The organism is Planomonospora corallina, assembly GCF_042650625.1.
Classification (GTDB): domain Bacteria; phylum Actinomycetota; class Actinomycetes; order Streptosporangiales; family Streptosporangiaceae; genus Planomonospora_B; species Planomonospora_B corallina.
In genome coordinates this window covers 340,530-359,680 of record NZ_JBHSBM010000013.1, presented here as the reverse complement: position 1 = coordinate 359,680, position 19,151 = coordinate 340,530, and the positions used below count along the sequence as shown (strand labels likewise).

At 72.3% G+C, this 19,151-nt stretch carries 16 protein-coding genes and 1 pseudogene; 6 read left to right on the top strand and 11 right to left on the bottom strand.

The genetic code is table 11. The features are described from left to right. Positions 1-417: 417 nt before the first annotated feature. The 3 genes from ACFOWE_RS10945 to katG all read left to right on the top strand — a co-directional run bounded on the left by ACFOWE_RS10945 (position 418) and on the right by katG (position 4,028). Positions 418-993 (top strand): pyridoxamine 5'-phosphate oxidase family protein, encoded by a 576-nt coding sequence (locus ACFOWE_RS10945; RefSeq protein WP_377287116.1) that lies wholly within the window; start codon positions 418-420, stop codon positions 991-993. Positions 994-1,319: 326 nt separating this feature from the next. Beyond that, on the top strand, positions 1,320-1,757 hold the full coding sequence (locus ACFOWE_RS10940; protein ID WP_377287114.1) for a Fur family transcriptional regulator: 438 nt from the start codon (positions 1,320-1,322) through the stop codon (positions 1,755-1,757). Between the two features lie 39 nt (positions 1,758-1,796). Continuing rightward, positions 1,797-4,028 carry a catalase/peroxidase HPI gene (gene katG / locus ACFOWE_RS10935; RefSeq protein ID WP_377287113.1) on the top strand — a complete coding sequence of 744 codons (2,232 nt, stop codon included), beginning with the start codon at positions 1,797-1,799 and terminating at the stop codon, positions 4,026-4,028. A 145-nt stretch (positions 4,029-4,173) separates the two neighbouring features. Here the strand turns inward: katG and htpX are convergent, their stop codons facing one another. From htpX to ACFOWE_RS10900, 7 genes and pseudogenes are all read right to left on the bottom strand, one after another. Beyond that, the gene (gene htpX / locus ACFOWE_RS10930; protein ID WP_377287112.1) at positions 4,174-5,025 is read right to left on the bottom strand and encodes a zinc metalloprotease HtpX; all 852 of its coding nucleotides are present in this window, start codon (positions 5,023-5,025) and stop codon (positions 4,174-4,176) included. 414 nt (positions 5,026-5,439) lie between these two features. Then, complete coding sequence (locus ACFOWE_RS10925; RefSeq protein WP_377287111.1) at positions 5,440-7,272, bottom strand: NADH-quinone oxidoreductase subunit N; 1,833 nt, start codon at positions 7,270-7,272, stop codon at positions 5,440-5,442. Further along, entirely contained in the window at positions 7,269-8,957 is a 1,689-nt protein-coding gene (locus ACFOWE_RS10920; protein ID WP_377287110.1) for a complex I subunit 4 family protein, read from the bottom strand. The genes ACFOWE_RS10925 and ACFOWE_RS10920 overlap by 4 nt, the downstream gene beginning before the upstream one ends. A 193-nt stretch (positions 8,958-9,150) precedes the next feature. Next, positions 9,151-11,166 (bottom strand): NADH-quinone oxidoreductase subunit 5 family protein, encoded by a 2,016-nt coding sequence (locus ACFOWE_RS10915; RefSeq protein ID WP_377287109.1) that lies wholly within the window; start codon positions 11,164-11,166, stop codon positions 9,151-9,153. Between the two features lie 208 nt (positions 11,167-11,374). Then, positions 11,375-11,656: pseudogene (gene nuoK / locus ACFOWE_RS10910) on the bottom strand (NADH-quinone oxidoreductase subunit NuoK); the annotation flags it as partial. A gap of 1 nt (position 11,657) precedes the next feature. Continuing rightward, positions 11,658-12,197 (bottom strand): NADH-quinone oxidoreductase subunit J family protein, encoded by a 540-nt coding sequence (locus tag ACFOWE_RS10905; protein WP_377287108.1) that lies wholly within the window; start codon positions 12,195-12,197, stop codon positions 11,658-11,660. Beyond that, positions 12,194-13,243, bottom strand: coding sequence for a 4Fe-4S binding protein (locus tag ACFOWE_RS10900; RefSeq protein ID WP_377287135.1), 1,050 nt, complete (start codon positions 13,241-13,243; stop codon positions 12,194-12,196). Before ACFOWE_RS10900 ends, ACFOWE_RS10905 begins: the two co-directional genes overlap by 4 nt. Between ACFOWE_RS10900 and ACFOWE_RS10895 the strand changes: the two genes are divergently transcribed. Together ACFOWE_RS10895 and ACFOWE_RS10890 are read left to right on the top strand one after the other, a co-directional pair. Continuing rightward, a complete protein-coding gene (locus ACFOWE_RS10895) occupies positions 13,209-13,409 on the top strand; it encodes a hypothetical protein (RefSeq protein WP_377287136.1) in 201 nt (66 codons plus the stop codon). The genes ACFOWE_RS10900 and ACFOWE_RS10895 overlap by 35 nt on opposite strands. Positions 13,410-13,617: 208 nt before the next feature. Then, complete coding sequence (locus tag ACFOWE_RS10890) at positions 13,618-14,961, top strand: serine/threonine-protein kinase (RefSeq protein WP_377287107.1); 1,344 nt, start codon at positions 13,618-13,620, stop codon at positions 14,959-14,961. Positions 14,962-14,996: 35 nt separating this feature from the next. Here ACFOWE_RS10890 and nuoH read toward each other — a convergent pair whose 3' ends face one another. The 4 genes from nuoH to ACFOWE_RS10870 form a co-directional block, all read right to left on the bottom strand. Continuing rightward, positions 14,997-15,950 (bottom strand): NADH-quinone oxidoreductase subunit NuoH, encoded by a 954-nt coding sequence (gene nuoH, locus ACFOWE_RS10885; protein ID WP_377287106.1) that lies wholly within the window; start codon positions 15,948-15,950, stop codon positions 14,997-14,999. A gap of 68 nt (positions 15,951-16,018) precedes the next feature. Continuing rightward, a complete protein-coding gene (locus tag ACFOWE_RS10880) occupies positions 16,019-16,621 on the bottom strand; it encodes an NADH-quinone oxidoreductase subunit C (protein WP_377287105.1) in 603 nt (200 codons plus the stop codon). A 3-nt stretch (positions 16,622-16,624) separates the two neighbouring features. Next, positions 16,625-17,158, bottom strand: coding sequence for an NADH-quinone oxidoreductase subunit B (locus ACFOWE_RS10875; RefSeq protein ID WP_449301208.1), 534 nt, complete (start codon positions 17,156-17,158; stop codon positions 16,625-16,627). A gap of 32 nt (positions 17,159-17,190) precedes the next feature. Continuing rightward, the gene (locus ACFOWE_RS10870) at positions 17,191-17,562 is read right to left on the bottom strand and encodes an NADH-quinone oxidoreductase subunit A (protein ID WP_377287104.1); all 372 of its coding nucleotides are present in this window, start codon (positions 17,560-17,562) and stop codon (positions 17,191-17,193) included. A gap of 219 nt (positions 17,563-17,781) precedes the next feature. On the opposite strand from ACFOWE_RS10870, the gene ACFOWE_RS10865 reads away from it, so the two are divergent. Beyond that, positions 17,782-19,151 (top strand): polysaccharide deacetylase family protein (locus tag ACFOWE_RS10865; RefSeq protein WP_377287103.1); only part of this gene is annotated, 1,370 nt, incomplete at its 3' end.

Below are 19,151 nucleotides of genomic sequence, written 5' to 3'. Positions count from 1 at the left end.
CCGTCGATGAAACTGATGGTGCCCGCTTGGGCGTTGCCGACCAGCAGCACGTCCCGGAGCGAATCCGCCGTCGCCGTCACGTTCGTACCGGCGACGGTGACGGCGGTGATGCTCAGGAGGGCTGCCAGCCGGCGGAGACGCGTGCGGAGGGCAGAACGAGAGAAGGTCATCTCCGCTCCCTTCGATTCCCCCGATAACGGACACGTCAGACGACTTTCTGTGACATGCGCCACATTTGATAGAGGTCCGCCGCCAAAAGCCCTGTCAGTGAGCTGTCATCCGGCGACAAGTCCGGGCCATCACCCGCTGGACGGACCCCGACGCCGGGATCCGGGTGGTTCCTGCCTCCTTCGGGGGCGGTTCCGGCCCGTGAACAGGGCGATCACCAAGGAAAAGGGCTCCGTTATCGTCCCTTACATGGGGAAAATCTATGACAAGCTCAACGACCGGCTGCGCGCGTTCATCGGAGCCCAGCCGGTCTACTTCGTTGCGACCGCTCCCGAGCAGGGCGGTCACGTCAACGTCTCCCCCAAGGGGTACCCCGACACCTTCACCATCATCGACGACACCACCGTCGCCTACCTCGACCTCGACGGCAGCGGCGTGGAGACCATCGCCCACCTCCGGCAGAACGGCCGGATCACCATCATGTTCTGCGCGTTCTCCGGACCGCCCAAGATCCTGCGCCTGTACGGCACCGGCCGCGTCGTCGTCCCGGAGGACCTCGGCTTCCCCGAGCTGCTCAAGCGGTTCGGCCCGCACCCCGGCGTGCGGTCGATCATCGTCGTCGACTGCGACCGCATCTCCGATTCCTGCGGCTACTCCGTTCCCTTCATGACCTTCGACGAGGACCGCACCCTGCTGGACGAGTGGGCCCAGCGCAAGGACACCCAGGCCAAGCGTGCCTACCGGGCGAAGAACAACCGCGAGAGCATCGACGGCCTCCCCGGCCTCTCCGCAGATGAGACCGACCCGGCCGGCCTGCGCTCCTGACGCCGCGCCGGAGACCGTTTCCACTCCGACCGGCGTCCACTCCCGCCCGCATCCACTCCGGATGGTGCCCATCTCGTTCGATCTCGCGTGACCCGGTGCCGGGCGCCGGGTCCGTTCCGGCGGCCGGCGCTCGGCGGCGGGCTGCGCCGCGCCGTTCCCGCACACCTCGCAGAGGAGGAGCAGCGCCCGCGGCAGCCGTCGCCCGGCCGGCGGGCCGCGCCGCGCCGCGCCGCGCCGCGCCGGGATGAATTTCCCGCGAGTCGGCACCTAACTTGAATGCTTCGCCATATTGTATTGTTCGTGTCTATGAAGGTAGGTTCGGCGCCATGACCGCACCCAAGACTCCGACGACCGCCGAGGAGCTGCGCAGGGCAGGCCTGCGGGTGACGGCCGCCCGCGTCGCGCTGCTCGAGACAGTCCGGGACGGTGACCACCTCGACGTCGAGGCGATCGCCTCCGGGGTGCGTGATCGGGTAGGCCACATCTCCCTTCAGGCCGTGTACGAGGCCCTCCACGCGCTCACCGCGGCGGGACTCGTGCGTCGCATCGAACCGGCCGGCAGTCCGGCCCGGTTCGAGGGGCGCGTCGGGGACAACCACCACCACGTCATGTGCCGGTCATGCGGTGTCGTCGCCGATGTCGACTGTGCGATCGGTGAGGCGCCCTGCCTGACCGCGTCCGAGAGCCACGGCTTCCTGATCGACGAGGCCGAGGTCATCTACTGGGGCCTGTGCCCCGGCTGCTCCACCGCTCGCACTGCCTGAACATCTTCATTCCCTCGTTCCCTCATCCGGAGGATTTCCATGTCCGAGAACCACGACGCGATCGTCACAGACCCGAAGACGGAGGGCGAAGCCGGCGGCTGTCCGGTCGCGCACGGGCGTGCCGCGCACCCGACCCAGGGCGGCGGAAACCACCAGTGGTGGCCGGAGCGGCTCAACCTGAAGATTCTCGCCAAGAACCCCGCCGTGGCCAACCCCCTCGGTGAGGACTTCGACTACGCCGAGGCGTTCAAGAGCCTCGACCTGGCCGCCGTGAAGCGGGACGTCGCCGAGGTGCTGACGACCTCGCAGGACTGGTGGCCGGCCGACTACGGCAACTACGGCCCGCTCATGATCCGGATGGCGTGGCACAGCGCGGGCACCTACCGGATCAGCGACGGCCGCGGCGGCGCCGGGGCCGGTCAGCAGCGCTTCGCCCCCCTCAACAGCTGGCCGGACAACGCGAACCTCGACAAGGCCCGCCGCCTGCTCTGGCCGGTCAAGAAGAAGTACGGCAAGAAGATCTCCTGGGCCGACCTGCTGATCCTCGCAGGCAACGTCGCCCTGGAGACGATGGGCTTCAAGACCTTCGGCTTCGCCGGCGGCCGTGCGGACGTATGGGAGGCCGACGAGGACGTCTACTGGGGTCCCGAGACCACCTGGCTCGGCGACCAGCGCTACAGCGGCGACCGCGAGCTGGAGAACCCCCTCGCCGCGGTCCAGATGGGCCTCATCTACGTCAACCCGGAGGGCCCGAACGGCAACCCGGACCCGCTCGCCTCGGCGCGCGACATCCGTGAGACGTTCCGCCGGATGGCGATGAACGACGAGGAGACGGTCGCCCTGATCGCGGGTGGCCACACCTTCGGCAAGACCCACGGCGCGGGCCCGGCCGACCACGTCGGCCCCGACCCCGAGGCCTCCCCGATCGAGCAGCAGGGCCTGGGCTGGAAGAGCACCTTCGGCACCGGCAAGGGCGGCGACACGATCACCAGCGGTATCGAGGTCACCTGGACGAACACCCCGACCCAGTGGGACAACAGCTTCTTCGAGATCCTGTTCGGCTACGAGTGGGAGCTGACCAAGAGCCCCGCCGGCGCCCACCAGTGGAAGCCGAAGGGTGACGCCGGCGCCGGCACCGTCCCGGACGCCCACGACCCGTCCAAGCGCCACGCCCCGGGTATGACGACGGCCGACCTCGCGCTCCGGTTCGACCCGATCTACGAGCAGATCTCGCGGCGGTTCCTGGAGAACCCCGACGAGTTCGCGGACGCCTTCGCCCGCGCGTGGTTCAAGCTGACCCACCGCGACATGGGCCCGGTCGCCCGCTACCTCGGCCCGGAGGTCCCGAGCGAGGTGCTGCTCTGGCAGGACCCGCTCCCCGAGCGGACCTACGGGCTCGTCGACGCCGATGACATCGCCGCCCTCAAGGGCAAGGTCCTGGAGTCGGGCCTGTCGGTCTCCGACCTGGTGTTCACCGCCTGGGCGTCGGCCTCGTCCTTCCGCGGCAGCGACAAGCGCGGCGGCGCCAACGGCGCGCGCATCCGCCTCGAGCCGCAGAGCGGATGGGAGGCCAACGACCCCGACCGGATCGCGCCGGTGCTGCGCGCCCTGGAGGGGATCCAGGAGTCCTTCAACGCCGCCCAGACCGGCGGCAAGGGGATCTCGCTCGCCGACCTGATCGTGCTCGGCGGCTGCGCGGCCGTCGAGAAGGCCGCCAAGGACGCCGGTTTCGACGTCGAGGTGCCCTTCACTCCGGGCCGCGTGGACGCCTCGCAGGACCAGACCGACGTGGAGTCGTTCGCCGCTCTCGAGCCGGTGGCCGACGGGTTCCGCAACTACCTCGGTAAGGGCAACCGGCTGCCTGCCGAGTACCTGCTGCTCGACCGGGCGAACCTGCTGAACCTGAGCACCCCCGAGATGACGGTCCTCGTCGGCGGTCTCCGCGTCCTGGGCGCCAACTACAAGCAGTCGCCGTTCGGCGTCTTCACCAAGGCCCCCGGAAAGCTGACCAACGACTTCTTCGTCAACCTGCTCGACCTGGACACGGAGTGGACGGCGGCGTCCGAGGACGCGAGCACGTTCGAGGGCCGCGACGCCGCCGGTTCGATCAAGTGGACCGGCACCCGCGCCGACCTCGTCTTCGGGGCGAACTCCGAGCTCCGCGCGGTCGCGGAGGTCTACGCGAGCGACGACGCGAAGGAGAAGTTCGTGAACGACTTCGTCGCGGCGTGGGACAAGGTCATGAACCTCGACCGGTTCGACCTGGCCTGATCGGTGATGCCCGGGCCGGCCCGCATGGGCCGGCCCGGGCATCGAACGGCCCGCCGTTCCTTCCGGGGCGGACGGGCCCGAGGATCGGCCCTTCAGCGCGGACACGGACGCCCGCCGCAAGAAGGTCACCGGGCGGCCCGGCGGCTCAGCGGCGGTAGCCTGCCATCCGCTCGAGACGGGCGACCCGCTCCGCGGTGGGCGGATGGGTGGAGAACATCCGGCCGATCCCCGCGCCGCGGAAGGGATTGGCGATCATCAGGTGCGAGGTGGAGGCGAGGCGGCCGTTCTCCGGGAGCGGGAGCTGCCGCGCTCCCATCTCGATCTTCCGTAGCGCGGAGGCGAGGGCGAGCGGGTCACCGGTCAGCCGGGCGCCCGACTCGTCCGCCTGGTATTCCCGGGAGCGGGAGATGGCCATCTGGATCATTCCCGCGGCGACCGGGCCGAGCACCATCATGAGCAGCGTGCCGAGGAAGCCGGGCCCCTCGTCGTCGTCTCCGCCACCGAAGAACATCCCGACGTAGCCGAGATAGGTGATCATCGTGGCGAGCGCGCCGGCCACCGAGGAGATCAGGATGTCCCGGTTGTAGACGTGGGAGAGCTCGTGCCCGATGACCCCGCGCAGCTCCCGCTCGTCCAGGAGCTGAGTGATGCCGTAGGTCACGCAGACCGCGGCGTTGCGGGGGTTGCGTCCGGTGGCGAAGGCGTTGGGCTGCATGGTCGGCGAGACGTAGAGCCGGGGCATGGGCTGGCGGGCCTCGGTGGAGAGCTCACGCACGATCCGGTAGAGGATCGGCTGCTCGACCTCGCCGACCGGCCGGGCACGCATCGCGGACAGCGCGATCCGGTCGGAGAAGAAGTAGGCGAAGCCGTTCCCCAGCAGTGCGACGACGACCGCGAGCTGCACGCCGGTGCCGCCTCCCAGCCAGGCTCCCACCGCGATGATCACCGCGGAGAGTGCGCCCAGAAGGATCGCGGTGCGCAGACCGTTGTGCCGCACGACATTCCCCTTGCGGTCGGTGCTGGTTCTACAGGGACAACGTCCGCGGTCCGGTCGAGCGTTCCCCACGACGGCCCGGCCGGAGGCGGAGAGCACGGCCGCCCTGTTACAGGCGGGCACGGCAGCCCTGTTCCAGGATGGGCACGGCCGCGCAGGTGAGGGGACGGCTCCTGCGGTGCCGGGCGCGCATCGCTCCGGCCGGGCCCCGAGGCCCCGGGCGTTCAGCCGCCTGCCGCGCTCCGAGGTCCCGGGCGTTCAGCCGCCTGCGGCACTCCGAGGTCTCGGGTGCTCAGTGCTCCGGCCGGGCCCTGAGCTCCCGAGCGCCCGACCTCCTGTCGCGCCCTCGGGCCTCAGATCTCGGATGCTCGGTCTCCCGTCACACGCCGGGGCCCGGACTTCGGTCCCCGAGCGCGCTCAGCGGGAAGAGAGCACCTCGGGGACCAGGTCGAGCACCAGCTGGGGCGCCGCCGAGAACGCCACCGCCACCACGCCGGCCAGGGCGATCGCCACGCCCGCGGGCAGCCGGCCGGTGCGCGGACCGCGTGTGCCGGCGGCCGTACCGACCTCGTCTCCGCCGCTGCCGCCACCGCCGCCTCCCCCGGGACCACCGTTGCCGCCGGTGCCGACACCGGGGCCGGCGGTGACACTGATACCGGCGGTGGTACCGGGGCCGGCTGCGGTGTCCGGTGCGTGCGCCGGAGCGGGGGTGAGGATGCGTGCCGCCCAGGCGACGTAGTAGTAGAGGCCGACCACGGTGTTGACCGCCATCACCGCGGCCAGCCATGCCCCGCCCCCGTCGATGATCTCCCGGAAGACCACGATCTTGGCGAAGAGCCCGGCCAGTCCAGGCGGCAGCCCGGCCAGGCAGATCAGGAAGAACACCAGCGACAGCCCTGCCATCGGGCTGCGGAACGCCAGGCCCCGGTAGGCGTCGAGCCCGTCCGGCCCGCCCTGCCTCGACACCAGCGTGACCACGGCGAACGCACCGAGGTTCATCGCGGCGTAGAACACCAGGTAGGCGATCGAGGCGCCCGCCGCCTCACGGCTCTGCACGCCGAGCGGGGCGAGGATGTAGCCGGACTGGGCGACGGAGGACCAGGCGAGCAGGCGGACGGGGTGGCTCTGGCGGAGCGCCAGGAGGTTTCCGGTGGTCATGGTCAGCGCGGCCACGACCGCGACGACCGGGACCCACATCGCCGCCTGGGCGGGCAGTGCGGCGACCAGGATGAGGATCAGGCCCGCGAAGCCCGCCGCCTTGGAGATCACCGAGAGCAGCGCCGCGACCGGGACCGGCGCCCCCTGGTAGACGTCCGCGGCCCAGGAGTGGAACGGCACCGCCGCGATCTTGAAGGCGAACCCGGCCAGGACGAGCACCGCGGCCACGGTGAACACGGGCGGCAGCTCGTAGACGACCTGCAGCGAGGAGACGTATGCCTGGTCTGTGGCCTGGCCTGCCGCGGGTCCCAGAGCCGCCGGGTCGAGGCCGCCGGGCGACCACGGCACATGGTCCTTCAGGGCCTGCGCCAGCCGGTCGAGGTGGACGCTCCCGGTCACGCCGTAGAGCAGGGAGACACCGAAGAGCATCACCGCTGTGGAGACCACCGAGACCAGGAAGAGCTTGACCGCCGCCTCCGAGCCGCGGCCGTCGTACCGCCTGAGCGCGGTGAGCGCGAAGACCGGGAGCGAGACCAGCTCCAGGGCGACCACCAGCATGACCAGATCGCGGGCGGCCGGCAGGGCCACCGCGCCGGTCAGGACGCAGAGCAGCAGGAAGTACCACTCGCCGACGGGGACGTCTCCCGAGGAGAGCTCCGTGGCCGACAGCAGCACCACGACGACTCCGGCCGCCAGGGCCAGCCCCGCGAGGACCAGGGTGAAGCCGTCCACCACGAACGAGCACGAGGGGCCGGCCGCGAGGGCGGGCACCCCGCCTGGCAGAGGACCACCGGTGACGACCCCGCCGGTGAAGGGACCGCCGTTCACAGGAGCGGTCAGGCCCGTGCCGCTCCCCGCGGGGCCGGCCATTCCCTCGGGCACGCAGAAGGTCCGCAGAGGCCCTCCGGCGCGCAGTGCCTGCGACACCACCACGCCCAGCGCCCCGAGCACCCCGGCCAGCGCCACCGCGCCCAGCAGCGGCCGGGCGTACGGCCTGCGGGGCAGGAAGGCGTCCAGGATCAGCACCAGACCGCCGGTCAGCGCGAGGATCAGCGGCGGCGCGACCGCGTAGTAGTCGATCGACTGGATCACGGGGCCCCCACGAAGGTCCGGACCACCGGGTCGGTGATGAGGAGGAGCGCCTTCGGCCAGAGGCCGAACAGCAGGATCAGCGCGACCAGCGGCGCCCAGGCTGCCGCCTCATGGGCCATGACGTCGCGGAGTCGTGCGCCGCCGCCCGTGACGGTTCCGTCTTCCGGCGTGCTCCCGGCTCCTGTCCCACGGCCTGCGGCGACGCCGCCTCCGGTGTCGATCCCGCCACCGGGGTCGATCGTGGTCGTCGCCGTGCTCCCGCCCCCGGCGAGTGCGGGGGCGTGGACGGTCTCGGTCGGGCGGCCGTGGGTGACGCGGGAGAGCATGACCAGGAAGTAGGCGGCGGTCAGCACGGTGCCGAGGCCGCCGACGGCCATGAAGGTCAGGAAGAGCGGCCGGGAGAGGCCCGGGGCCGGTTGGAAGGCGCCGAGCAGCGCGAGCATCTCCCCCCAGAAACCGGCCAGGCCGGGCAGGCCGAGAGAGGCGATGGCCGCGAAGGTCAGCAGGGAGCCGAGGTGCGGCAGGCGGACCAGCATGCCTCCGCCGAGCGTGGGCATGTCGGCGGTGCCGTACCGCTCCTTGACCGCGCCGGCGACGAAGAACAACAGGCCGGTGATGAGGCCGTGCGCGATGTTGCCGAACAGCGCGGCGTTGATCCCGACCGGGGTGAGCGTGGCGAGGCCGAGCAGCACGAACCCCATGTGGCCGATCGAGGAGTAGGCGATCAGGCGCTTCAGGTCGCGCTGGGCCAGGCAGGCCAGGCAGCCGTAGACGATGCCGACCACCGCGAGGGCGCCGAGCCAGGGGGCGACGGCGGTGGCCCCGTCGGGCAGGACGGGGATCGCGATGCGGGCGAAGCCGTAGGTGCCCATCTTGAGCAGCACGCCCGCGAGCAGCACGGACCCGACCGTGGGCGCCTCGGTGTGGGCGGCCGGCAGCCAGGTGTGCAGCGGCCACATCGGGGTCTTGACCGCCAGTCCGGCGCCGACCGCCAGGAAGGCGATGATCTGCACCGACCGGGACATGCCGGCGCCGTGGGCCCGGGCGAGGGCGACCATGTCCAGCGTGCCGGTCTGCGCCCAGATGAGCAGCAGGCCGAGCAGGAGCACGACCGAGCCGAGCAGCGTGTAGAGGATGAACTTGGTCGCCGCCGCGCGCCGGGCACCGCCGCCCCAGACGGCGATCACGAAGTACATCGGGATGAGGACGACCTCGAAGAAGACGAAGAAGAGCAGCAGGTCCAGCGCGAGGAACGTGCCGATCATGCCGACTTCGAGGACGAGCAGGGTGAAGACCAGGGCCCTGGGGCGGTTCCCGCCGGGCCTGGGCCGCAGCAGCTGCCCGGGGCCGTCGGCCCGGCCCCAGCACAGGTAGACGAAGCAGAGGAAGGTCAGCAGCGCGGTCAGCACGACCAGCGGCAGTGAGATCCCGTCGACGCCGAGATGGAACCTGAGGTCCAGGCCCGGGATCCAGGCCAGGTCCGTCGTGAACTGCGTCCGGGCCGGGTCCGCGTGGTCGAACCCGGCCGCCAGCGCCACCGCCAGCAGGAACGTGATCCCGGAGACGGCCGGCCCGTACAGCCGCAGCAGCCGGCCTCCGGCCCGGGCCTCCATTCTCAGCGGCACCAGGAGCCCGGCGGCGCCGGCCAGCGGCACGCCGAGCAGGGCGATCGGAATCCAGTTCACCGCGCGACCACCTCACCCGGCGGGACAAGAAGGAGCGGGCGCCTCCGGGCGCCGCCGCCGGAGCACGGGGCGCACGGGGAGCACGGGCAGGGGAGCAGCTCCGGCGAAGATGACGAGGACGGATCCGTCCGGGCGCTCCCGACTGTCCTGGTCTCGTGCGCCCCGGCCCGTCCCGGCGGTGGGAAAGGACCGCTCATCCGAGCATCACCGTCCCCACCGCGATGAGCAGCACGCCCGCGAGCAGGCCTGTGACGTACAGCTGGACGTTGCCGTTCTGCACGAGGCGCAGGACGCCCGACGCGCCCAGCGCGGCCCGGCCGGAGCCGCGTACCGCACCGTCCACCACCCGGTCGTCGGCGCGGGCGACCAGGCGGGCGAGAACGAGGACCGGGCCGGCGACGACCGCCCGGTAGACGGAGTCGATGTGGAAGGCCTGCTCGCAGGGGGCACGGAACGGGCCGAGCATCCGGGCCGGGTCCGCCGCCGGGTCGCTCCGCCAGGCGGCGTAGACGGCACCGGCTCCGAGCAGCGCCACGGCGACGCTCACCGCGGCCGTGCCCCAGTGCACGCCGTCCACACCGATGAACCCCAGCAGCAGGGCGGGGACCGCGAGCACGAGGATCGGCCAGCGCATGGCCGCCGGGGCCTCGTGGACCTCGGCCGGGTGAGCCGTGCCGGGGGCGGATCCACGGGCGGAGGATCCGTGAGTGGATCCGGGGACGGATCCGGCGGCCGTGCCGGAGACGGCTCCGTCGGCCGCGGTGGCGGGGCGCCGGCGCTCACCGAAGAAGGTCCGCAGCCAGGCACGGGTGGCGTAGGCGCCGGTCACGGCGACGGTGGCCAGGGCGCTGCCGTACAGCAGCAGGGCGGCGGCGTCGGTGAGCGGCCCCTGCGTGACGGCGCGCTCGACGGCGATCAGAACCTCGTCCTTGCTGAAGAACCCGCTGGCCGGGGGGAGGCCCATCAGCGCGGCGAAGCCGATCGTCATCGCGGCGAAGGTGACGGGGAGCTCCCGGCGCAGCCCGCCCATCGTGCTCATCAGGTTGGAGCCGACCGCGTGGATGACCGCCCCGGCGCAGAGGAAGAGCAGGGCCTTGAAGGCGCCGTGGGTGACCAGGTGGAAGACCGCGGCTCCGCCGGATCCGGCGGCCAGGGCCGCCGCCATGTAGGCGAGCTGGCTGATCGTGGAGTAGGCGAGGACGCGTTTGAGGTCGTCCTGGGCGAGGGCGGCGAGCGCGGCCCCGAGCATGCCGAGCGCGGCCAGGACGGCCAGCACGTCCAGGGTGGGACCCGCCTGGAGGAAGGCGGGGTGGAGGCGGGCGACGACGAAGATGCCGGCGGCGACCATGGTCGCCGCGTGGATGAGCGCGCTGATCGGGGTCGGACCGGCCATCGCGTCCGGCAACCAGGTGTGCAGCGGGACCTGGGCGCTCTTGCCGGCCACCCCGGCGAGGAGCAGCATGGTCGCGGCGACGACCGTGCCGGAGGACATCTCCGGGAGCGCGGCCAGGACGTCTGCGATCTTGAAGCTGTCCGCCGCCGCGCCGAGCACGAAGATCCCGAACAGGAAGCCGAGGTCGCCGAGGCGGGTGACCAGGAACGCCTTGACCGCCGCCCGGGAGTTGGCCCGTTTCTCCCACCAGTGGCCGATCAGCAGGTAGGAGCACAGGCCCATGACCTCCCAGCCCACATAGAGGACGAGGAGGTCGGCCGCGTAGACGACCAGCAGCATCGCGGCGGTGAACAGGCTGATGAAGGCGCTGTAGGAGGGATAGCGGCGGTCGTCGCGCAGGTAGCCGGTCGAGTAGATCTGGACGGCGAGCGCGACCACGGTGACCAGGACCGCGATGGAGGTGGACAGGCCGTCGAGGTGGAGACCGAGCGAGATCGGCACCGAGCCCGTATCGATGACGGTGAGCGTCCCGGTGACGCCCTCCCCGGCGGCCTGCCCCGCCCCCGCCTCGGGGGCGGATGCCCCGGGGACCGGGAACGGCTCCCCTCCTCCGCGCCGGCTCCGGTCGCTCCAGGCCAGCAGGATCGCCAGAACCGCGGAGACCGCCGTGGGCAGGACGGCGATCCAGGCGGCCCGGCGGTTCGCGGCCGTGTCGGCCGGTCCGCCGCGGGAGTGGCCCGGCCACCGCGCTCCGAGCAGCGCGACGGCCGCGGCCAGGAACGGCAGGGCGATGGCGAGGACGGCGAGGGTGATCACGGCGTCACCGTTCCGGGGAGGTGTCGTCGGGGGCGGGCTCGGCGTCGGAGGCGGGGCCGGGCTTCCCGGAGACGGTGCCCGCGGGGCCGGAGGCCGTGGACGCGGCGGGCGCGGAGGCGGCGGTGTGCTGGAGAGAGCCGGATCCGGGAGCGACGGGCTCCGGGGCGTCGGGCGTGGGGGTGCCGGGCTCGGCCAGGGTGCGGAGACGGTCGAGGTCCACGGTCCGGCGGTTGCGGTAGAGGGCGAGGATGATCGCGAGGCCCAGCCCGACCTCGGCGGCGGCGATCACGATGACGAAGAGCGTGAGGACCTGGCCGCTGTGGAGCCTGTCGCGCAGCCAGACGTCGAAGGCGACGAGGTTGAGGTTGACCGCGTTGAGCATGAGCTCGACCGACATCAGGACGAGGATGGTGTTGCGGCGGGCCAGCACGCCGTACACGCCGATGGAGAACAGCAGCGCCGAGACGACCGCCGGATAGACGAGGTGCACGTCAGTCCCTCCCGCGGATGTCGGTGCGGGAGATGACGATGGCGCCGACGAGGGCGGCCAGGAGCAGGACGGAGAGCGCCTCGAAAGGGAGCACCCAGGTGCGGAAGATGCCCGCGCCGAGCTCCTCCGCCGAGCCGCGGCCGGGGTCGAGCGGGGCGTAGGCCGTGCGGAAGCCGTCGACGACCACGGTGACCAGCACGGCCGCGGTCGCGAGCGCGACGATCGCGGCGGCGGCCCTGTTGCCGCTGTCGAGGTCGGCGGCCCTGCCGATCGGGGCGCGGGTGAGCATGATGCCGAACAGGAGCAGGACGACGACGGCCCCGACGTAGATCAGCACCTGGACCCAGGCGACGAACTCGGCCGTCAGGACCAGGTAGCACCCGGCCAGCGCGCCGAAGCAGACGACCAGCCAGAGTGCGGCGTGGACGAGCTGCCTGGTGGTCACGACGAGCAGCGCCGAACCGACGGCCAGCACGCCGAGCAGGAGGAAGACGATCTCCTGCCCGGTCGGCGACAGGTAGGACGGCACTGCTTCCGTCACGGCTTCTCCTCGCCTCCGTCCGGATCCGTGGCAGAAGTCTCTCCCGGCGCGCTCTTCCCGGGGGGCTCGCCACCCGCGGCTGTGGATGACTTTCCACCGGCCGGACCACCTGTGGACGGACCGCCCTGCGCCACCGGACCGTCTGCGGCCGGACCGCCCTGCGGAGAACCGCCCTGGGCTCCCCGAGGGGAATCTCCCTGCGGGGAACCGCCCGGGGGCGGTCCCTCCTTCTTCGGGAGCGATCCCGGCGGCCTGATCGCCCGGACGCTGGAATGGCCGGCCGACGCCCTGCGGGCCGGGCGGGCCGGCCTACCGGGCTCCGGCCGATCCGCCGACCCGGCGGGTCCTTCCGTTTTCTCCGGCGCGGTGGGCCCTTCCGTTTTCTCCGGCGCGGTGGGCCCTTCCCGCCCCGCAGGCCCGGCGGGTCCTCCCGGCCTTCCCTGACCGGTGGGCGCCTCCTGCCCCTCCGGCCCTCCGGAAGGCCCCCGGCTCCGGCTTCCCGGCTCCCCGGACCCCGCGGGCTCCCTGGACCCTGCGGGCTCTTCAGGCCCCGCGGCACGCCGGGGCTGCCCGGGACCCGCCTGCCGCTCGGCGGGCTCCCGCCCTGCCGGCTCCGCCCGCTCCTCACCGGCGGGAGCGGTCCCCGCGGACGCCGGAGCCGGGGCGCCGGACGCGGTGTCCTTCGGGCGGGCCTGGGCCGCCGGGCGGGCCGGACGGGAGGCCGCCGCGAGCTCCTTGGGCGGCTCGGCGTTGGGCTCGTGGGCGGGCGGCGGCGGTACGGACTGCGCCCAGCCGGACAGCGTGTCCCGCTCGTGCACGAGATTGCGGATGTCCCCCTCGGCGTACTCGAACTCCGGCGCCCAGAACAGCGCGTCGAAGGGGCAGACCTCGATGCAGATCCCGCAGTACATGCAGAGCGAGAAGTCGATGGCGAAGCGGTCGAGCACGTTGCGGGCGCGCGGCCGCCCGCCCTCCGGGGCCGGCAGGGTCTCCTTGTGGGAGTCGATGTAGATGCACCAGTCGGGGCACTCGCGGGCGCAGAGCATGCACACCGTGCAGTTCTCCTCGACGAGCGCGATCACGCCCCTGCTCCGGGCCGGCAGGTCCGGCCTGACCTCGGGGTACTGCTGGGTCACCGACCGGCTCAGCATGTGCCGGAGGGTGATCGTCAGCCCTTTCGCCAGTCCCACTCCTGGTATCCGCGCCACTTGACCATCATGACGCACCACGGGGCGGCCGGGAATGCGCGGGCTCCCGGGAAAGCACGGAAAGCACGGACGGCGGGGACGGCGCGGAAGGCTCTGTCCACAGGTTGTCCACAGGGGTTGTCCACAGCCTGTGTGTTCGATTGACGGCTTCCTCCCGGAAGTCCACCGACGGAGGGACTGCAAGGTCCGCCGGATATACGTATTGTTCGCCCATGTCCCAGCAGTACGGCTCCGCCTGGCACCCGTCGCCGAAACCCCCCTCCTCCAACACCGGCTGGAGCGTGGTGTGGGCGCTCGTCCCCCTGTTCACCTGCGGTTTCGGTACCCCGTTCATCATGGGGCACGCCGCACGGCGGCTCCGGAGCACCGCCCTCGTCATCGCCACCGCCCTCTACACCCTCGGCATGGGGGTCTTCATCATCGGGGCGGGCACCTACGGAGATTCCGACGCCATCCCGCGCTGGCTCGACATCCTGCTGACGATCGGCCTCATCGGCTCCTGGCTCGGCGGGCTCGGCCACGCGCTGATCATCCGCGGCCGGGTGTTCGAGCAGCGGCCTTCCTTCGGGGGGCAGCCCTACCACTCCCCGGCGCACCACCCGGTCCCGCACGCGCAGCCGTACGCTCCGGCGCCCGTTCAGCCCGCCTACCCGCAGCACACCCAGCCCTCCGCGCAGCACCACACCCCGGTCCCGCCGCCCGTCCAGCCGCACTACCAGCGGAACACGCTCTACAGTCCCCAGTCCCCGCCCCCGAACATGCAGTTCGCGCAGTCCGACCGGCCCGCGCAGGAGTGGATCGGGCCGTACCGGGTGATCGACACGCTGGGCCGGGGCGGTCAGGGGACGGTCCACCTCGCGATCGACCCGCAGGGGCGGAAGGTGGCGATCAAGGTCCTGCACGAGCACTTCGCGGCCGACCAGAACGCCCGGGAGCGGTTCCTGCGGGAGGTGGAGGCCACGCGCAAGGTGGCGACGTTCTCCACCGCCCGGGTCCTGGACGTCAACATCACCGACGACCAGGCCTACGTCGTCAGCGAGTACGTGGACGGCGTCTCGCTGGAGCAGCTCGTCCGCGAGCAGGGGCCCCGCGACGAGGACGGCCTGACCCGGCTCGCCCTGGCCACGGCCGGCGCGCTGGCCGCCATCCACAAGGCGGGCGTGGTGCACCGGGACTTCAAGCCGGCCAACGTGCTGATCGGCTCCGACGGTCCCCGTGTGATCGACTTCGGCATCGCCAAGGCGCTCGACCGGGTCACGGTGACCTCCAGCGTCATGGGCACCCCCGCCTACATGTCCCCCGAGCAGCTCGCCGGGGAGCAGGTCGGCCCGGAGTCCGACGTCTTCAGCTGGGCCTCAACGATGATCTACGCGGCCTCGGGCCGGGTGGCCTTCGGTTCGGACACCATCCCGGCCATCCTCAACCGGGTGCTCAACCACCAGCCGGACCTGTCGTGCCTGCCCGCCTCGCTGGTCCCGCTGGCCGCCGCCTGCCTGGCGAAGAACCCCGCCAACCGGCCGACGGCCTCCGACATCATGCTCCGGATCGTCCAGTGACGCCCCCCCGGCGACGGGGCACGCCGCCGGGACGCTCATCCGGCGAGGACCCGCACGAGGCCGGTGAGCGCGAGCTGGACCAGCGCCAGCGGGACCAGGCCGGTCCAGGCGAGCCGCTGCAGCTGGTCCTCGCGGAGCCGGGGGTAGCTCACCCGGACCCAGATCACCACGAACACCAGGGCGAAGACCTTCAGGAGCGTCCAGACGGGTCCGGGGAGCAGCGGGCCGTGCCAGCCGCCGAGGAAGAGCACGGTGGTCAGCGCCGAGAGCACGATGATCCCGGCGTACTCGGCCAGCATGAACAGGGCGAACCGGATGCCGGTGTACTCGGTCATCGGGCCCATGATGATCTCGGACTCGGCTATCGGCATGTCGAACGGCGGGCGGCGCAGCTCGGCGAGTCCCGCCGTGAAGAAGACCACGGCGCCGATCGCCTGCCAGGGCAGCCACCACCACTGCCAGGCCTCCACGATGCCGGGCAGGGAGAGCGTGCCCGCCGCCATCGCGGCGCTGGAGGCGGCCAGCACCAGCGGCAGCTCGTAGGAGACGAGCTGGGCGGCCGAGCGCATCCCGCCCATCAGCGAGTACTTGTTCCCCGACGACCAGCCGGCCATGATCGAGCCGAGCACGCCGACGCCCATCACGGCCAGCACGAAGAACAGGCCCGCGTCCAGGTCCACCCCGACCAGGCCGGGGCCGGCGGGGACCACGGCCAGCACCACGAGGTACGGCACCAGCGCCACGGCCGGGGCCAGGGCGAAGACCCGGCGGTCGGCGGCGGCCGGGATCACGTCCTCCTTCTGGAGGAACTTCACCCCGTCGGCGATCAGCTGGGCCCAGCCGTGGAAGCCTCCGGCGTACATGGGCCCGAGCCGGGCCTGCATGTGCGCCATGACCTTGTGCTCCATCTGCCCGGCGACCAGCGGCAGCACGAGGAAGGCCGCGAGGATCACGACGAGCCGGACGGCGATGTCGAGCACCTCAGCCATCACGCCTCCGTCTCCGGCTCACCGCCGTCTCGGGAATCCGGTCGGGAGCCATCCTCCCCCGGCCGGGCTCACCCGTCACGACCCTCCGGGCGGCCGGCGTCACGGGCACCCTCACGGACGGCGGCGCCCCAGTCCGCCGGCACGCCGGGCGGGAGCGTCCTGCGCCGGCTCGGCGAGCCCGCGTCGTGACCGGACTCGCCCGGCTCCTTGGCCCCCGGCCAGCCCTTGGCGACACGGGAGGCCAGCACGAACTCCTTGCGCAGCGGGAAGCCCTCGAACCCCTCGGGCAGCAGCAGCGGGACGAGGTTGGGGTGTCCGTCGAAGACCACGCCGAACATCTCGAAGGTCTCCCGCTCGTGCCAGTTCGCGCCCCGGAACACGCCGGTCGCGCTGGGCAGCCGGGGGTCCTCGCGCGGCACCCGGGTGCGCAGCAGCAGCCGCACCCGGGCGTCCGGGTCGTAGACGCAGGCGACGACCGAGAAGCCGTCGGACTGCTCGTCGACCCCGGTCAGCCAGTCGAGGAACACGCAGCCCCCGTCACGGGCGGAGGTCAGCAGGCCGATCCAGTCGCCGGGCGCCACGTCCACCGTGGTCTCGCCGTACGTCCGCGAGACCTGGGCGCGGGAGCCGTACCGCTCCTCGATCAGGGCGACGATCCTGGGGGTGTCCATCCCTCACCCACCCGGGGGGGCGTAACGCTCGCCCAGCGACTCGGCGGCGATCTTCTCCTGGAGCTTCATGATGCCGTGGAGCAGGGCCTCGGGCCGGGGCGGGCAGCCGGGCACGTAGACGTCCACGGGGATGATCTGGTCGACGCCCTTGGTCACGCAGTAGGAGTCCCAGTAGGGACCACCGGTGTTGGAGCAGGCGCCGAAGGAGATCACGTACTTCGGGTCGGGCATCTGCTCGTAGAGCCGCTTGACCGCCGGAGCCATCTTGTCGGTGACCGTGCCCGAGACGATCATCAGGTCGGCCTGCCGGGGGCCGTTGGCGAACGGGATCACCCCGAACCTGATGAAGTCGTGCCGGCTCATCGTGGTCGCGATGAACTCGATCGCGCAGCAGGCCAGGCCGAAGTTGAACACCCAGAGCGAGTAGCGCCGCCCCCAGTTGAGGATGAAGCGCATCGGTTTGGGCGCCAGCCGCGAGACCGGGCCCACCGTCGGCCCCGCCTCGGGCCGCACCGTGGGCATCGGGAGATCCGCCATGGGTCCATTCTCCCCCCGCGGGCCCCGCGGGGTCACGTCCAGGCGAGCACGCGTTTGCGCCAGGCGTAGAGGATGCCGAGCGCGATGAAGCCGAGGAAGACGAACATCTCCACCAGCGTGGCCAGGCCGAAGCCGGGCGCGGCGAAGACCGTCGCCCAGGGGAAGAGGAAGACCGCGTCCACCGCGAACACCACGTACAGGTAGGTGAAGACGTAGTAGCGCACCTGGGACTGGGCCCAGCCCTCGCCCACCGGGTCGACGCCGCACTCGTAGGTGGTGAGCTTCTCGGCGGTCGGCCGGTCGGGCCGGAGCATGCGGTTGGCGAACAGGGCGCCGGCGAAGACCGCGGCCCCGATCGCGAACAGCACGCCGACCACCGCGTAGGACCCGAAGTACCCGTCCATCGATCTCCTCCAGGGGATCCGCGGCGCCGACCGGCCACCCGGCGGCGCCCCTCACGCATCCGACATGCCTCGTCACCTAGTGGAGCGGTTAAACCTGAATCCGCCCAAGGCTCCTCCCCGGTCGTACCAAGAAAGAGTAAACCCGGCCATTCCCGCCCTACGGTGACTTTCATGCACAGAATGCGATTCGTCAGTGGAGTGACGTTACTCACCGTGACCATGATCGGGTGCAGTACCGCCACCACCTCTCTCGCATCGGACCGCCTGGTCCCGTCCGACCCCACGCTCATCGAGTACGCGGACCCCTCCCGCGTCCCGGGCCTGGACACGGAGACCATCACCGAGGGTGACTCCGGCGAACGCAACGTGCACATCACCTACCCCGTCCTGGCCGACGCCCCCCTCCTGTCCGCCAAGCTCCGCTCCGTGCTGACCGAGCGGCTCGCCCGCTTCACCGCGACCGCCTCCCCGGCCGCTTCTCCCGCCTCCCCGGCCGCCTCGCCGGCCGCTTCTCCCGCCTCCCCGGCCGTCCCCTCGGCCGCCTCCCCGGCCGCCGCCGGGGCGGACGGCGGCGCCCGCCCCGAGTTCAACGCGGACTGGCGGCTCGCCGCCGTCTCCGGCGAGATCGTCGGGGTACGGCTGAGCGTCGGCGAGTTCACCCGGCCCGGCTGGCGCGAGTCCCGGGCCACCGTCTGGTACGACCGGGTGGAGAAGCGGGCCATGGACTCCACCGGCCTGCTGCGCGGCCACGCGGAGCAGGCCGCCCTCGCCTCGCTGGTCCGGGCGGAGCTGGCCGGGCAGGGGCCCTGGGTGGACGCCGGCGCGGTCCGCGCCGACGGGCGCTTCCTCGACTCCATCGCCTTCAACCGGCACGGCGAGCTCGTCGTGGAGTTCGACGACTACCAGGTGGCCGCGGGCTCGCTCGGCCGGGTGGCGGTCGCCCTGCCGTCGGTCGCGACCGAGGCCCTGCTCTCCCCGTCCGGCCTGCGGGCGCGGCGGGCCGCCCTCCGCGCCGGCCGGGAGCCGGTAACGGCGCCCACCTCCGCGGAGATCAAGGCCGCCGCCGCCGCCACCCGGCCCCCGGCGCGCAGCTCGCGGGCGGGCGCGGTGGACTGCGCGACGGCCAAGTGCGTGGCGCTCACCTTCGACGACGGGCCGACCGCCGGGGTCGGGAAGCTGCTGGACGTGCTGGCCTCCCGCGGTGCGCGCGCCACCTTCTTCGTCACCGGCGCAGGCGCGGTCGCCCGGCCGGACCTGCTGAGGCGGATGAGCGCGGAGGGGCACCTGGTGGCCAACCACACCTGGTCCCACCGCGCCCTCACCTCCCTTCCGGCGGGCGAGGCGGCCTACCAGCTGAGCCGGGCCCAGGAGGCGATCGGCCATGCCACCGGGCAGGCCCCCACCCTGGTGCGCGCGCCGTACGGAGCGGTGGACGCGAAGGTCACCCGGGTCGCGCGCGAGCTGGGCCTGACCGTGACCGGCTGGGACGTCGACACGCTGGACGCGCGCGGACGCGACCCGGAGGCCGTCGCCCGGCGAGCCGCCGACGGCGCGCGGCCGGGATCCGTCATCCTGATGCACGACCTCGG

Excerpts from the sequence above, each read along its gene's own strand:
- ACFOWE_RS10945 (WP_377287116.1), top strand. The coding sequence starts at position 418 with ATGGGGAAAATCTATGACAAGCTCAACGACCGGCTGCGCGCGTTCATC.
- katG (WP_377287113.1), top strand. The coding sequence starts at position 1,797 with ATGTCCGAGAACCACGACGCGATCGTCACAGACCCGAAGACGGAGGGC.
- ACFOWE_RS10900 (WP_377287135.1), bottom strand. The coding sequence starts at position 13,243 with ATGCTCTGCGCCCGCGAGTGCCCCGACTGGTGCATCTACATCGACTCC.
- ACFOWE_RS10880 (WP_377287105.1), bottom strand. The coding sequence starts at position 16,621 with ATGGACACCCCCAGGATCGTCGCCCTGATCGAGGAGCGGTACGGCTCC.
- ACFOWE_RS10890 (WP_377287107.1), top strand. The coding sequence starts at position 13,618 with ATGTCCCAGCAGTACGGCTCCGCCTGGCACCCGTCGCCGAAACCCCCC.
- ACFOWE_RS10870 (WP_377287104.1), bottom strand. The coding sequence starts at position 17,562 with ATGGACGGGTACTTCGGGTCCTACGCGGTGGTCGGCGTGCTGTTCGCG.
- ACFOWE_RS10940 (WP_377287114.1), top strand. The coding sequence starts at position 1,320 with ATGACCGCACCCAAGACTCCGACGACCGCCGAGGAGCTGCGCAGGGCA.
- ACFOWE_RS10895 (WP_377287136.1), top strand. The coding sequence starts at position 13,209 with ATGCACCAGTCGGGGCACTCGCGGGCGCAGAGCATGCACACCGTGCAG.
- nuoH (WP_377287106.1), bottom strand. The coding sequence starts at position 15,950 with ATGGCTGAGGTGCTCGACATCGCCGTCCGGCTCGTCGTGATCCTCGCG.
- ACFOWE_RS10875 (WP_449301208.1), bottom strand. The coding sequence starts at position 17,158 with ATGGCGGATCTCCCGATGCCCACGGTGCGGCCCGAGGCGGGGCCGACG.